13 protein-coding genes are annotated in these 13,952 nt (G+C 73.1%); 5 read left to right on the plus strand and 8 right to left on the minus strand.

Annotated elements, in window-relative coordinates:
- The first annotated feature begins 573 nt into the window (after positions 1–573).
- On the plus strand, positions 574–1,776 hold the full coding sequence (locus tag AMK26_RS29685) for an amino acid deaminase/aldolase (protein WP_073758263.1): 1,203 nt from the start codon (positions 574–576) through the stop codon (positions 1,774–1,776).
- Positions 1,777–1,779: 3 nt separating this feature from the next.
- Here the strand turns inward: AMK26_RS29685 and AMK26_RS29690 are convergent, their stop codons facing one another.
- The 5 genes from AMK26_RS29690 to AMK26_RS29710 all read right to left on the minus strand — a co-directional run bounded on the left by AMK26_RS29690 (position 1,780) and on the right by AMK26_RS29710 (position 7,540).
- Positions 1,780–2,655 (minus strand): DUF2510 domain-containing protein, encoded by an 876-nt coding sequence (locus AMK26_RS29690; RefSeq protein WP_073758265.1) that lies wholly within the window; start codon positions 2,653–2,655, stop codon positions 1,780–1,782.
- Positions 2,656–2,664: 9 nt separating this feature from the next.
- Positions 2,665–3,936, minus strand: a complete 1,272-nt coding sequence (locus AMK26_RS29695) for an HAD family hydrolase (RefSeq protein ID WP_073758269.1) — start codon at positions 3,934–3,936, stop codon at positions 2,665–2,667.
- A gap of 77 nt (positions 3,937–4,013) precedes the next feature.
- Positions 4,014–4,796 carry a 3-oxoacyl-ACP reductase gene (locus tag AMK26_RS29700; protein WP_073758271.1) on the minus strand — a complete coding sequence of 261 codons (783 nt, stop codon included), beginning with the start codon at positions 4,794–4,796 and terminating at the stop codon, positions 4,014–4,016.
- A gap of 6 nt (positions 4,797–4,802) precedes the next feature.
- The gene (locus AMK26_RS29705) at positions 4,803–6,209 is read right to left on the minus strand and encodes an aldehyde dehydrogenase family protein (protein ID WP_198944209.1); all 1,407 of its coding nucleotides are present in this window, start codon (positions 6,207–6,209) and stop codon (positions 4,803–4,805) included.
- Positions 6,176–7,540 (minus strand): glutamine synthetase family protein, encoded by a 1,365-nt coding sequence (locus AMK26_RS29710; RefSeq protein WP_073758275.1) that lies wholly within the window; start codon positions 7,538–7,540, stop codon positions 6,176–6,178. Before AMK26_RS29710 ends, AMK26_RS29705 begins: the two co-directional genes overlap by 34 nt.
- A gap of 77 nt (positions 7,541–7,617) precedes the next feature.
- On the opposite strand from AMK26_RS29710, the gene AMK26_RS29715 reads away from it, so the two are divergent.
- The 3 genes from AMK26_RS29715 to AMK26_RS29725 all read left to right on the plus strand — a co-directional run bounded on the left by AMK26_RS29715 (position 7,618) and on the right by AMK26_RS29725 (position 10,614).
- On the plus strand, positions 7,618–8,364 hold the full coding sequence (locus AMK26_RS29715) for a FadR/GntR family transcriptional regulator (RefSeq protein ID WP_073758277.1): 747 nt from the start codon (positions 7,618–7,620) through the stop codon (positions 8,362–8,364).
- A gap of 114 nt (positions 8,365–8,478) precedes the next feature.
- Positions 8,479–9,921: an ethanolamine permease gene (gene eat, locus AMK26_RS29720; protein WP_073758279.1), complete on the plus strand. Its 1,443-nt coding sequence runs from the start codon at positions 8,479–8,481 to the stop codon at positions 9,919–9,921.
- A 12-nt stretch (positions 9,922–9,933) separates the two neighbouring features.
- On the plus strand, positions 9,934–10,614 hold the full coding sequence (locus AMK26_RS29725) for a gamma-glutamyl-gamma-aminobutyrate hydrolase family protein (RefSeq protein WP_073758281.1): 681 nt from the start codon (positions 9,934–9,936) through the stop codon (positions 10,612–10,614).
- A 23-nt stretch (positions 10,615–10,637) separates the two neighbouring features.
- Here the strand turns inward: AMK26_RS29725 and AMK26_RS29730 are convergent, their stop codons facing one another.
- The gene (locus tag AMK26_RS29730) at positions 10,638–11,546 is read right to left on the minus strand and encodes a LysR family transcriptional regulator (protein ID WP_198944196.1); all 909 of its coding nucleotides are present in this window, start codon (positions 11,544–11,546) and stop codon (positions 10,638–10,640) included.
- A 70-nt stretch (positions 11,547–11,616) separates the two neighbouring features.
- On the opposite strand from AMK26_RS29730, the gene AMK26_RS29735 reads away from it, so the two are divergent.
- Complete coding sequence (locus tag AMK26_RS29735) at positions 11,617–12,732, plus strand: TDT family transporter (protein WP_073758283.1); 1,116 nt, start codon at positions 11,617–11,619, stop codon at positions 12,730–12,732.
- Here the strand turns inward: AMK26_RS29735 and AMK26_RS29740 are convergent.
- Both AMK26_RS29740 and AMK26_RS29745 read right to left on the minus strand, forming a co-directional pair.
- Positions 12,650–13,378: a helical backbone metal receptor gene (locus tag AMK26_RS29740; RefSeq protein WP_073758285.1), complete on the minus strand. Its 729-nt coding sequence runs from the start codon at positions 13,376–13,378 to the stop codon at positions 12,650–12,652. The two genes, AMK26_RS29735 and AMK26_RS29740, sit on opposite strands and share 83 nt — an antisense overlap.
- The gene (locus AMK26_RS29745) at positions 13,378–13,920 is read right to left on the minus strand and encodes a helix-turn-helix domain-containing protein (protein ID WP_073758287.1); all 543 of its coding nucleotides are present in this window, start codon (positions 13,918–13,920) and stop codon (positions 13,378–13,380) included. Before AMK26_RS29745 ends, AMK26_RS29740 begins: the two co-directional genes overlap by 1 nt.
- Positions 13,921–13,952: the final 32 nt, after the last annotated feature.

A 13,952-nucleotide genomic window follows, 5' to 3' on the forward strand; every position in this document is an offset into this window, starting at 1 on the left:
GGCGGGACCGGGCGCGGGCACCGGAGCGGCGGCAGGCGCGGGCCCGTGGGCCGGGGCGGAACCGGACGCGGGGGCCGGGCGGGTGGCAGGAGCGGGCGCCGGGGCCGGAGCGGGGGCCGGGCGCGAGCCGTGGGCCGGGGCGGGAGCCGGAGCGGCGGCCGGGCGCGAGCCGTGGGCCGGGACAGAACCGGACGCGGGCGCCGGAGCGGCGGCGGGACCGGGCGCGGGCACCGGAGCGGCGGCAGGCGCGGGAGCCGGCGCGGGGGCCGGGCGCGAGTCGTGGGCCGGGGCGGGACCGGGCGCGGGGGGCGGAGTGGTGGCCGGGGTCGGTGGTATGGGGGGCGTGGGATGGCGCGGGGCGTCCGGGATGCGCGAGGACGGGTGTCGTGCCTCGGTGCTCATCCGCCCCCCTGATGTCGTCCGGATCGCCTTGCGGGGCAGGCCCGTTCGTCAGCGCGTGCGGGTAACTCTACGGGCTGCGCCGGCCCCGGCGGGAACGAGGCCGCAGGTCGGGGCGGATCTGACCGGAACGTCCCCCTACCCCCGGGTAGGCAGGTCTGGCAGGCTCTGGCCATGACTCCGCGTGCCGCTGACCGAGCCCGGTACGACCGGGCCACCGCCCATCTCGACGCCCCGGTCGCCGTGGTCGACCTGGAGGCGTTCGACGCGAACGCCGACGACCTCGTCCGACGGGCCGGCGGGAAGCCGATACGGGTGGCGAGCAAGTCCGTACGCTGCCGGGCACTGCTGGAGCGGGTGCTGGCCCGGGACGGGTTCGCCGGGATCATGTCGTTCACGCTGGACGAGTCGCTGTGGCTGGCGCGGGCCGGGTTCGACGACGTACTGCTGGCGTATCCGTCGGCGGACCGGGCCGGTTTCTCGGAGCTGGCGCGGGACGCCAAGCTGGCGGGCGCGGTGACCGTGATGGTGGACGATCCGGCGCAGTTGGAGCTGATCGACCGGGCCCGCGAGGGTGGCGCGGAGGAGATCCGGGTCTGTCTGGAGCTGGACACCTCGCTGCGCCTGCTGGGCGGTCGGGTACGGATCGGGGCGCGGCGTTCGCCGCTGCGGACGCCCGCCCAGGTGGCGGAGCTGGCGCGGGCGGTGGCGCGGCGCCCGGGGTTCCGGCTCGTCGGGCTGATGGCGTACGAGGGTCATGTGGCGGGCGTCGGGGACGCGATCGCGGGGCGGCCCCTCCGCTCCCGTGCCGTGCGGGTGATGCAGGCGGCGGCCCGCAGGGAGCTGGCGGCGCGCCGGGCGGCCGTGGTGGCGGCGGTGCGGGCGGTGGCGCCGGACCTGGAGTTCGTGAACGGGGGCGGGACGGGGAGCGTTCAGCACACGGCGGCCGAGGACTGCGTGACCGAGATCGCGGCCGGGTCCGGGTTGTACGTGCCGCGGTTGTTCGACAACTACACGTCGTTCACGGGCCGTCCGGCGGCGCTGTTCGCGCAGCCCGTGGTCCGGCGCCCGGGCGTGGGCGTGGTGACCGTGCTGGGCGGCGGGTACCCCGCGTCGGGGGCGGCGGGCGCGGACCGGTTGCCGGTCCCGTACCTCCCGGAGGGGTTGCGCTACGACCCGCAGGAGGGTGCCGGTGAGGTGCAGACCCCGCTGCTGGGCTCCCCCGCCGACGATCTGCTGATCGGCGACAAGGTGTGGTTCCGGCACGCGAAGGCGGGCGAGCTGTGCGAGCGGTTCGAGGCGCTGCACCTGATCGAGGGCGACCGGGTCACGGCGACCGTACCGACGTACCGGGGCGAGGGCCGGACCTTCCTGTAGCGGTCAGGGGCCGATGCTGCTGCCGACGCCGCCTCCGGTCGAGCTGCCGATCGGGCGGATGCCCTGGGTGATCTCGTCCATGGTCGCGAGCGGCGGGGCGTCCGGCCCGGCGGAGAAGACGAACCGCACGATGACGGGCGACTCGCTGCCGAGCGACGACGGGAACACGAGGGACTGGACGTATCCGCCGGGGCCCTGGTTGGTGGTGACCTGCCAGCGGACCAGGTAGCCGGTGCGTCCGGCGACGACGGTGGGCCGCTCGGCGAGCACCTTGTGGGAGCGGATGCCGCCATGGGGACGGACGCCGAGGGAATCCGCCTCGAACGCGCGGTCGGCGGCCTTGGCGATGTCCTCCTTGGCGATGGTCTCGGGGTCGGTGGTGCCGGTGCCCGTGGCGGTGAGGGAGAACACCGAGCCGCGCTTGCAGGTGCGGCTGCTCGCGGCGGGGCACGGGTCGGCGGCGACCGTCGACACGGTCGGCACGTCCTCCGAGGTGAACTCCGGCTTCTCCCAGCCGTCGATGATGGGCAGGGTGATGCCGTTGAGCTGGTCGACGACGGCTGTCGGATCGTCCGTGGCGGAGGGGGACGGGGACGGGGACGGGGATGTGGCGGAACTCGTCGGCGCGGGTGGGTTCTTGGCGTCCGTGATGCCCGCCGGAGGACCGTCGTCGCGGCCGAACACGACCACCGCCGTGGCGATCGCCGCCGCGACGACCACTCCCGCGACGGCGGTCGGGACGACACCCGCGCGGCCGGCGCGCTTCGGCGCCCCGCCCGCCGGCCGGGTGTGCCCGGTCCACGCCGTGCCGTCCCACCAGTGTTCGACGGCGGGGTTGCCTGGATCCGGGTACCAGCCGGGAGGGGTCGTCATGCTCATGCGGTCACCTTAGGGGGCGTGCACCCGGTCCGCCTGATCCGGTACGACGCTCCCGTCGGCCCGGCGGACGGGACCGCGGGTGCCGTCGGCGGCGGTGTAGCCGGTCGTGGCGCAGGGGTACGGGGTGGCCTTGCGCGGCTTGGGCTGGAGGAACATGGGGTTGACGATCCAGCGGCCGTCGCCGTTGTCGTACGCCCTGCACATGACCTCGTCCTTGTTGCGGTTGAGGACGAGCCGCAGGGCGGTGGCGTCGCGCAGGAAGGAGACGTCGGTGTCGGAGTCGCCGGCCGCGAACACCTGCCTGCGGTGGGCGGGTTGGACCTGTTCGGCGGCGGCGCCGCGTACGCCGAGGATCTCCTGGTTGATCCAGCAGCGCTTGCCGTCGATGTACGTGATCATCGAGTCGTCGCCGTCGCGGACGGTGCCGCAGCCCTGGAGCCGGGCGGTGAGGCGGCCGCCTTCGGTGACGTTCCGGATGCCGATGGCGTGGGACGGCGTGATGCCGACGCCGCGCGCCCAGACGTCGACGACCGGCTCGGGCGAGGCGGAGGTGATCCACACGTCGAAGCCAGCCTTCTGGAGGGTACGGACGAGGTCGCGCTGCTGGTCGTAGTAGCGGACCCAGCCGGTGGCGGTGGCGCTGCCGACGCGCTGCTCGGCGCCGATGGGCGCGGCGAGGTTCTCGGCGCGGGCGGCTGCGGCGAAGTCCTGGACCTGGCGGGTGGTCCAGCCGTGCAGGAGCTGGGCGAGCCAGGCGTACTGCGGCTCCATGCGCCGGTGGTCGAACCCGGTGAAGGCCGCGTCGCCGGAGGTCGTCTCGCCGTCCCCGTACACGGACAGGATCTCGTCGGCGCAGTCGGTGTCGGTGGCGGTGGGCAGCGTCCGTACGCCGGTGGGGCAGGCGGCCGCGAGGGAGGTGGCCGCGGCGTCGGTGAGGTAGCGGCTGGTGGTGTGCCAGTCGCCGCCGTGGGGCGGGCGTATGCGGCTGTTGCGGAGCAGCCAGAACATGGTGGCGTCGCCGACGTCGTTCTTGATGACGGTGTTGTCCCAGTCGAAGACGGCGACGGGCTTCTTGCCGCTCGTACGGCTCTCGCCGCAGCGGCCGTGGCGGTCGATCAGCTCTTGCAGGCGGGCCCGGTTGTCGCCGTACCAGCCGTCGGAGACGGTGAGGCGCGGGCACTTCTCCGGAGTGGGGTGGGCGGTCGCGGACGCTGCGGTGAGGCCGGTGACCGTCAGGGTGAGGGCGGCCGCGGCGGCGGCCCAGCGGCGTATGTCTGTCACGTACACGCTCCTGGTGTATGCAGGACAGCCGGGCGTCGTGCGACGCCCGGCTGTCGGGGTGGTGGGAGAGGGGTGAACTACAGGGGGGTGACGTACGCGCCGGAGATGCCGCCGTCGACGAGGAAGTCGGTGGCGTTGATGAACGAGGAGTCGTCGCTCGCGAGGAACGCGACGGCGGCGGCGATCTCCTCGGCCTCGGCGAAGCGGCCGGCCGGGATGTGGACGAGGCGGCGGGCGGCGCGCTCGGGGTCCTTGGCGAACAGCTCCTGGAGGAGCGGGGTGTTGACCGGCCCGGGGCACAGGGCGTTGACGCGGATGCCCTCGCGGGCGAACTGCACGCCCAGCTCGCGGGACATGGCGAGGACGCCGCCCTTGGAGGCGGTGTACGAGATCTGCGAGGTCGCCGCGCCCATGACGGCGACGAAGGACGCCGTGTTGATGATGGAGCCCTTGCCCTGGCGCCGCATGTAGGGGATGGCTGCCTTGCAGCAGAGGTAGACGGAGGTGAGGTTGACCTCCTGGACCCGCTTCCAGGCCTCCAGGCCGGTGGTGAGGATGGAGTCGTCGTCGGGCGGCGAGATGCCCGCGTTGTTGAAGGCGATGTCGACACTTCCGTAGGTGTCGTACGCGGTCTTGAACAGCGCCTCGACCTCGTCGGCGTCGGTGACGTCGACGCGTACGAAGGTGCCGCCGACCTCGTCGGCCGCGGCCTTGCCCGCCTTCTCGTCGATGTCGCCGCAGACGACGTGGGCGCCCTCGGAGGCGAGGCGGCGCGCGGTGGCGAGGCCGATGCCGCTGCCGGCGCCGGTGATGACGGCGGTACGTCCGACGAGGCGGCGGCACACAGGGGTTTCGGTCATGGTGGTTCAGGCCTCCGTGCTGATGAAGACGTTCTTGGTTTCGGTGAAGGCGGTGAGGGCGTCGGGGCCGAGCTCGCGGCCGAGGCCGGACTGCTTGTAGCCGCCGAACGGGGTCCAGTAGCGGACGCTGGAGTGGGAGTTGACGGAGAGGTTGCCAGCGCGGACGGCGCCGGAGACGCGCAGCGCGCGGCCGACGTCGCGGGTCCAGATGGAGCCGGACAGGCCGTACTCGGTGGCGTTGGCCAGGCGTACGGCGTCCTCCTCGTCGTCGAAGGGCAGGACGACGGCCACGGGGCCGAAGACCTCCTCGACGGCGGCGGGCGCGTCGGGCGCGAGGCCGGTGAGGACCGTGGGCGGGAACCAGAAGCCGGGGCCTTCGGGCGCCTTGCCGCGGATGGCGGTCGCGTCCTCGGGGACGTAACCCCGCACCCTCTCCAGCTGGGTACGGGAGATGAGGGGGCCCATCTGGGTCTTCTCGTCGGACGGGTCGCCGACGACGATCTCCTCGATGGCGGGCGTCAGCAGCTCCAGGAAGCGGTCGTATGCGGTGCGCTGGACGAGGATGCGGGTGCGGGCGCAGCAGTCCTGCCCGGAGTTGTCCAGGAAGGACATGGGTGTGGCGGCGGCCGCGGCCTCGATGTCGGCGTCGGCGAACACGATGTTGGGGCTCTTGCCGCCGAGTTCGAGGGTCACGCGCTTCACCCGGCCGGCGCACGCCGCCATGATGCTCTTCCCGACGCGGGTGGAACCGGTGAAGACGATCTTGGCGACGCCGGGGTGTTCGACGAGGGCGTTGCCCGCGACGGGGCCGGCACCCGGCAGCACCTGGAAGAGGTGTTCGGGTAGCCCGGCCTCCAGGGCGAGTTCGGCGAGCCGAAGGGCCGTGAGGGGCGTGGTCTCGGCGGGTTTGAGGACGACGGCGTTGCCGGCCGCGAGGGCGGGGGCAGTGCCCCAGGCGGCGATGGGCATGGGGAAGTTCCAGGGGGCGATCACGCCGACGACGCCGAGGGGTTCGAGGATCGTGATGTCGAGTCCGCCGGGTACCGGGATCTGCCGGCCGTTCAGGCGCTCCACTCCCCCGGCCGCGTAGTCGAGCAGGTCGCGGACGTTGCCGGCTTCCCAGCGGGCGTTGCCGAGGGTGTGGCCGGCCTCACGGACCTCCAGCCGGGCCAGTTCCTCGACGTGCTCGTCGACGACGGCGGCGAAACGGCGCAGGAGGCGGGCGCGGTCGGCGGGCGCGGCCGCCGCCCACGCCCGCTGGGCCCTGGCGGCCCGCTGGACGGCGGCGTCGACGTCGGCGGCGGTGGCGGCCGGGACGGTGGCGATGACCTCTTCGGTGGCGGGGTCGAGGACGAGGTGCTCGGTGCTCACATGGGTCCTTACATGCGTTCGAAGGAGCGGCGCAGCTCCCAGTCGGTCACCGCGGCGTCGAAGGCTTCGAGCTCGACCCGCGCCATGTTGCGGTAGTGGTCGACGACCTCGTCCCCGAAGGCGGCCTTCGCGATGGGGCTGTTCTCCCACAGCTCGGCGGCCTCGCGCAGGGTGGTGGGGACGTGGGCGTAGTCGGCGGTGTACGCGTTGCCGTCGCACGGCTCGGGGAGTTCGAGCTGCTGCTCGATGCCGTACAGACCGGCCGCGACCAGGCCCGCGACGGCGAGGTACGGGTTGACGTCGCCGCCGGGGAGGCGGTTCTCGAAGCGCATCGAGCGGCCGTGGCCGACCACCCGGAGGGAGCAGGTGCGGTTGTCGTAGCCCCAGGCGACGGCGGTCGGCGCGAACGAGCCGGGCTGGAAGCGCTTGTAGGAGTTGATGTTGGGCGCGTAGAGGAGGGAGAAGTCCCGCAGCGCGGCCAGCTGTCCGGCGAGGAAGTGCCGCATCACCGGGGACATCCCTCCGGGCCCGTCGCCCGCCATGACGTTGCGGCCGTCGGCGTCCTGCAACGAGAGGTGGATGTGGCAGGAGTTGCCCTCGCGCTCGTTGTACTTCGCCATGAAGGTGAGCGAGACGCCCTCCTGCGAGGCGATTTCCTTGGCGCCGGTCTTGTAGACGGCGTGCTGGTCGCAGGTGACCAGGGCCTCGTCGTACTTGAACGCGATTTCGTGCTGGCCGGGGTTGCACTCGCCCTTGGCGGACTCGACGGTCAGTCCGGCGGCGGCCATCTCGTTGCGGATGCGGCGCAGCAGGGGCTCGATGCGGCCGGTGCCGAGGATGGAATAGTCGATGTTGTACTGGTTCGCCGGGGTCAGGTCGCGGTAGTCCGCGTTCCAGGCCTGTTCGTAGGTGTCCTTGAAGACGATGAATTCCAGCTCGGTGCCGACGTGTGCGGTGTAGCCGTGTCCGGCGAGCCGTTCCAGCTGGTGGCGCAGGATCTGGCGTGGTGCGGCGACGACGGGTGAGCCGTCGTTCCAGGCGAGGTCGGCGACGAGCATCGCCGTGCCGTCGTTCCAGGGGACGCGGCGCAGGGTGGACAGGTCGGGGCGCATGGCGAAGTCGCCGTAGCCCGTGGCCCAGGAGGACATGGCGTAGCCGTCGACGGTGTTGAGCTCGACGTCCACGGCGAGGAGGTAGTTGCAGCCCTCGGTGCCGTGCTCCAGCACGTCGTCGAGGAAGAACGGTGCGGCGAACCGCTTGCCCTGGAGCCGCCCTTGCATATCGGGGAAGGCCAGGACCACTGTGTCGATCTCACCGTGCGCGACGAGCCTGCGCAGCTCCTCGACGGCGAGTGGGGGTTTGCGGTCTGCCACGGGATTGCTCCTCCTTCGGTCAGCCGGGAGCCATAAGGTATTGCCGAAGACCATTGCTTGGGAAGGGGAACCGCGAGGTGGCGAAGAAGAGCTCGGGAAGTGCGTCCGAGGACCGGCTGGCGCCCGTGCTGCGGCCGGTGCGGGCGGGCAACGGCTTCGAGGAGGCGCTGGAGCAGATCCTCCAGGTCGTACGGCTCGGCCTGGTGCCCGGCGGCGAGCGGCTGCCCGCGGAGCGGGAGCTGGCGGACCGGATGGGGATCAGCCGGGTGACGCTGCGCGAGGTGCTGAAGGTGCTCCAGGAGCAGGGCCTGGTGGAGAGCCGGCGCGGCCGGTACGGCGGAACGTTTGTGCTGCACCGGGACCGGGCGCCCGGCGACTCGGGCGAGGAGGAGCTGCGGCGCCGTATCGCGTCGGTGGACGTGGAGGACACGCTGCGCTTCCGCGAGGTGCTGGAGGTCGGCGCGGCGGGGCTGTGCGCGGCGCACGGGCTGACGGAGGAGGGTGCCGAGCGGCTGCGTACGGCGCTGCGGGCGACGCACGACGCGCCGCTGGACGACTACCGGCGCCAGGACACGCTGCTGCACCTGACGCTCGCCGAGTTGTCCGGCTCGCCGACGCTGACGGCGCAGTACGCGGCCGTACGGGCGTCGGTGAACGACCTGCTGGACTGCATCCCGCTGCTCGTACGCAATCTGGAGCACTCGCAGCACCAGCACACGGCGCTGGTGGAGGCCGTCCTGGAGGGGGACGCGGACGCGGCGCGCGAGGTGATGCGGGAGCACTGCGCGGGGACGGCGGCGCTGCTGCGCGGCTTCCTCACGTAACTCCCGGGCGTAACCCGAAAGTAACGCACGGGTCTTGCCAATCACGCCCGACCACCGCAAAGGTATGGGACCACTCCATTGGGCCCCGACCACTGACGCGGGAGCGCTGCTGCCATGACGCTGGAAGAAACGAAGGACACGCCCGTCCCCGCCGACGACTACCTCAAGCGCCGGGCCCTTCGGCAGGGCAGCGCCGGCTGGCTGCTGCTGACCGGGCTCGGTGTGGGGTACGTCGTCTCCGGTGACTTCGCCGGCTGGAACATCGGCCTCGCCGAGGGCGGTTTCGGCGGGCTGGCGATCGCGACGGTCCTGATGGGCGTGATGTACGCCTGTCTCGTCTACGCGCTCGCCGAACTGTCCGCCATCCTGCCCGCGGCGGGCGGCGGTTACGGCTTCGCGCGCCGGGCGCTCGGCACCTGGGGCGGTTTTCTCACCGGTACGGCCATCCTCATCGAGTACATCCTGGCGCCGGCCGCCATCTCCATCTTCATCGGCGACTACGTCGAGTCCCTGGGCCTCTTCGGCCTGGAGTCCGGCTGGCCCGTCTACCTCGCCTGCTTCGTCGTCTTCCTCGGCATCCACCTCTGGGGCGTCGGCGAGGCACTGCGCTTCAGCCTGATCGTGACCGCCATCGCGGTGGCGGCGCTGCTGATCTTCGCGGTCGGCGCGTTCACCGAGTTCCGGGCGGACGGGCTCAACGACATCCCGGCCGACCCGAACGCCTTCGGGGCGAACTCCTGGCTGCCGTACGGACTGCTCGGCATCTGGGCAGCGGTCCCGTTCGGCATGTGGTTCTTCCTGGGCGTGGAGGGTGTGCCGCTCGCCGCCGAGGAGGCGAAGGACCCGGTGCGGTCGATGCCGCGGGCGCTGTCGCTGTCGATGATGGTCCTGGTGCTGCTCGCCGCGCTGACGTTCTTCGCGGCGACGGGCGTACGGGGTTCGGCCGCGATCCAGGACGCCGGCAACCCGTTGGTGGTCGCCCTCCAGGGGGACGGCGACCCGACCGCGCTGAGCCGGTTCGTCAACTACGCGGGCTTGGCGGGCCTGGTGGCGTCGTTCTTCTCGCTCATCTACGCGGGTTCGCGGCAGCTGTTCGCCCTCTCCCGGGCGGGGTACCTGCCCCGGTTCCTGTCCCTGACCAGCCGCCGCAAGTCCCCGTACCTGGGGCTGCTGATCCCCGGCGCGCTCGGTTTCGCGCTGGCGGCAAGTACCGGGAACGGGGCGCGGATGCTGAACATCGCGGTGTTCGGCGCGACCATTTCGTACGCCCTGATGGCGCTGTCCCACATCGTGCTGCGGCGCCGGGAACCCGACCTGCCGCGCCCGTACCGTACGCCCGGTGGGGTGGTGACGTCCTCGGTCGCCTTCGTGCTGGCGCTCGCCGCGCTGGTGGCGACGTTCCTGGTGGACAAGGACGCGGCGTTCATGGCACTCGGGGTCTACGCGGTCGCCCTCGCGTACTTCGCCTTCTACAGTCGTCACCGTCTTGTCGCGAGCGCGCCCGAGGAGGAGTTCGCGGCGCTGGCCGCGGCCGAGGCCGAGCTCGAACGCAACTGAGAGGAACCGGCTGTGCCTTCCAAGCCGCTCATCGGCGTCACCACCTACTTCGAGCCCGCCAAGTGGGGCGTGTGGGAGCTGCCCGCCGCCCTGCTCCCGGCGACGTACCCCCGCCTGGTCCAGTCGGCGGGCGGCATCGCCGCGATGTTCCCGCCGGACGCCCCCGGCGCCGCCACGGACGTCGTCGCCCGCCTCGACGGCCTCGTCGTCGCGGGCGGCGCGGACGTCGACCCCGCACGGTACGGCGCCGACCGCGACCCGCGTACGGGCCCGGCGGCGGTGGAACGGGACGCCTGGGAGCTCGCCCTCATCGAGGCGGCGCTGGCGGCCGGCACGCCGGTACTGGGCGTCTGCCGCGGTATGCAGCTGCTGAACGTGGCCCTCGGCGGCACGCTGCTCCAGCACCTGGACGGCCACACCGGTGGCCTGGGCGTCTTCGGCCGGCACACGGTCAAGCCGGTCCCCGGCACGCTGTACGCCTCGCTCGTCGGCGAGGCGACGTCGGTCCCGACCTACCACCACCAGTCCGTGGACCGGCTGGGCGAGGGCCTGACGCCGTGCGCGTACGCGGAGGACGGCACCGTGGAGGCGGTCGAGCTGACGGGCACGCGGTGGGCCCTGGGCGTCCAGTGGCACCCGGAGATGGGGACCGACGTGCGTGTGATGGAGGGGCTGGTACGGGCGGCGTCCTAGGCCTCCTCGGGAACCCGGACGGCTCAGCCCGTGCCGCCCCGTGCCAGGGACAGCAGGTCACGGGCCGGGCCGGTGGGGAGGGGGCCGATGGGCCAGACGGCGCGGAGGGCGCGCTGGAGGTGGACGCCTTCCACGGGGACCTCGACGAGGCGGCGGGAGGCGAGTTCCTCGGTGACGGCGAGCTCGCTGAGGACCGCCGGGCCCGCTCCGCTGATCGCCGCCGCCTTGACCGCTGTCGTGGAGGCCAGCTCCATGAGGGGGTCGGCGAGCCCGCCGTAGTCCGCGAGCGCCGCGTCCAGCACCTGGCGGGTGCCCGAGCCGTACTCGCGCAGCACCAGCGGGGTGGCCGCCAGTTCGGCGGGCGTGAGCGGGGCGCGGCGGCGGGCCCACCGGTGGGAGGGGGCCGTGACCACCACGAGCCGGTCGTGGGCGACGACCGCGGCGTCCAGGCCCTCGGGGACGGCGAGGCCCTCGACGTACCCGAGGTCCGCCTCCCCGGCGAGCAGGCCGGCCGCGACGGCGGTCGAGTTGCCGGCCCGGAGGGAGACGGCCGTGTCGGGGCGCTCGGCGCGCAGGGCGATGAGCCAGCCGGGCAGCAGGTACTCGGCGATGGTCATCGAGGCGGCGACCCGCAGCCGTGAGTCCCGCCGGTCGCGCAGCGCCTGGGCGCCCGCGTCGAACGCCTCGGCGGCCTCGACGACGCGCCTCGCCCAGTCGGTGACGAGCGCGCCCGCGTCGGTGAGGCGCGACCCGCGCGGGGAGCGGTCCACCAGGGCGACGCCCAGTTGCCGTTCCATGGAGCGGATACGGCTGCTGGCGGCCGGCTGGGTGATGCCGACCTCGCGCGCGGCCCGGCCGAGGCTGCCGTGCCGGGCGACGGCGAGAAGCAGTTCCAGGGCCCCGAGGTCGGGCACGCGATGCGAGATGCTCATAACTTCAGTTTATGGGGTCATAGGGACATGATCTCTGGTGTGGGCCATCGGCGCAGGTCAGGGTGGGTCCATGGCAACCCTCGCGCAGCAGCTTCCACTCCCCCGCGTACCCCGCACCATGGCTGTCCGGCACCTCGGGCCCAACTGGTACGCGACGGTGATGGGCACCGCGATCGTCGCCAACGCGGGCGCCGCACTGCCCCTCCGGATACCCGGTCTGCGCACCGCCTGCACCGCCGTCTGGGCGCTGTCCCTGCTGATGCTGCTGGTCCTGCTCGCGGCCCGCGCGCTGCACTGGACACACCATAGGGACCAGGCCCGGGCCCACCTCCTGGACCCGGCCATTGCGCCGTTCTACGGGTGCCTGGCCATGGCCCTGGTCTCGGTCGGCGGCGGCGCCGTCGTCGTCGGCCGGGACTGGATCGGACCGGAGGCCGCAGTCGCCCTGGGCGCGGGCCTGTTCGTGGCGGGGACGGTGATCGGCCTGACGGTCGCGGTGACGATCCCGTACCTGATGGTGGTGCACCACAAGGTCGACTCCGCCTCGCCGGTGTGGCTTCTGCCCGTCGTCGCGCCCATGGTGTCGGCCGCGGTCGGCCCCCTGCTCGTACCGCATCTGCCGCCCGGACAGTGGCAGCGAACGCTCCTGATCGCCTGCTACGGGATGTTCGGGCTGAGCCTGCTGGCGACCCTGGTGGTGCTGCCGCTGGTCTTCGGCCGGCTGATGACCGGCGGCCCGCTGCCGCTCACCCTGACGCCGACGCTGTTCCTGGTGCTGGGGCCGCTCGGCCAGTCCACGACGGCCGCCGCCAAGTTCGCCGACGCGGCGCCGGGCGTGCCGTACGCGGGTGAGATCGCCGTCCTGTACGGCGTGCCCGTGATGGGTTTCGCCCTGCTGTGGCTGGCGCTGGCCGGGGCGATGGTGCTGGGGGCGCGGCGGCGGGGCATGGGGTTCGCGATGACGTGGTGGGCGTTCACGTTCCCGGTGGGGACGTGTGTGACCGGCGCGGAGGGGCTGGCGCAGCACACCGGGCTCGTGGCGCTGCGGTGGCTGGCGGTGGGGCTGTACGCGCTGCTGGTGGCGGCCTGGCTGACGGCGGCCGTCAGGACGGCCCGCGGACTGGTCGGCGGAGCGCTGCTCGCAGCGCCTCCGGTGCCTGCACCAGTGACGGCCCGTACCAGGTGAGGTGCCGCCCGTCGACGAGGGCGGCGGGCAGTCCGTCGAACGCCTCGGGGCCGTCGTCGGCGGTGAAGCGGTACGGCTCGTCCGGCAGGACGACGAGGTCGGCGCCCGAGGCGCGCAGCTCGTCGAGCGGTATGCGCGGGTAGCGCTCGGCATGGTCCGCGTACACGTTCGCGACGCCGAGGCGGGCCAGCAGGTCGCCCGCGAAGGTGTCGCGGCCCAGCACCATCCAGGGGCGGCGCCAGATGGGCACCACGGCCTTGCGGTACGCGTCGGAGTGCGTCACCGCCCCCCAGGCCGCCTCCGCCTCGTCCAGCCAGCGCGGCCGGGTGCGCGCCCCGCAGGCGCGCAGCACCCGGTCCAGCTCGGTGAACGCCTGGTCCAGGTTCCGGACCTCGGTGACCAGGACGTCCAGCCCGGCGGCGCGCAGGGCGGCGAGGTCGGGGGCCCGGTTCTCCTCCTCGTTGGCGACCACCAGGTCGGGGCGGAGGGCGGCGACCGCGGGGACGTCGGGGTTCTTGGTTCCGCCGATACGGGTGACGTCCAGCCCGGCGGGGTGGGTGCACCAGTTCGTGGCACCGACCAGCAGTCCCGGGGCCGTGGCGGCGATCGCCTCGGTGAGGGACGGGACGAGCGAGACGACCCGCATCAGGTGGCCGTCTCGATGTGCTCGGCGACGGAGACGACGAGGATACGGGTGTGCGGGTCGCCGGCCCGCCAGCGGTGGCGGACGCCGCCGGAGAGGTAGAGCGTGTCGCCGCGCTCCAGCCGGTACGCCTGGCCCTCGGCCTCCACCTGAGCGGCGCCGTCGGCGACGTACAGCATGGCGTCGTTGCGCAGCACGAGCTCCCGTCCGGCGTCGTGCTCGCCGGTGAACTCCTCGGCGTGCATCTGGTGCTCGCCGCGCACCAGGGCCCGCGCGCCGGGCCGGCCGGGGTCGTCGGCGGCGCGTACGACGTCGACGGTTCGTGCCGGGTCGGCGGCGTCCAGCAGCGCGACCGTCGTGGTCTCCAGGGCGTCCGCGATCTGCTGGAGCGAGCGCTCACTGGGCCGGGCGCGCTCGTTCTCGATCTGGCTCAGGAACGGCACGGACAGGCCGCTGCGCTCGGCGACCGCGGCGAGGGTGAGCGCCATGGCTCTGCGCCGCCTGCGGACGGCCACGCCCACACGAAGCGTTTCCTTGTCGTCCATCTCCTCGGCTCCCTCCCTCTGCGACCACCTTA

The organism is Streptomyces sp. CB03234 (assembly GCF_001905885.1).
Lineage (GTDB): Bacteria > Actinomycetota > Actinomycetes > Streptomycetales > Streptomycetaceae > Streptomyces.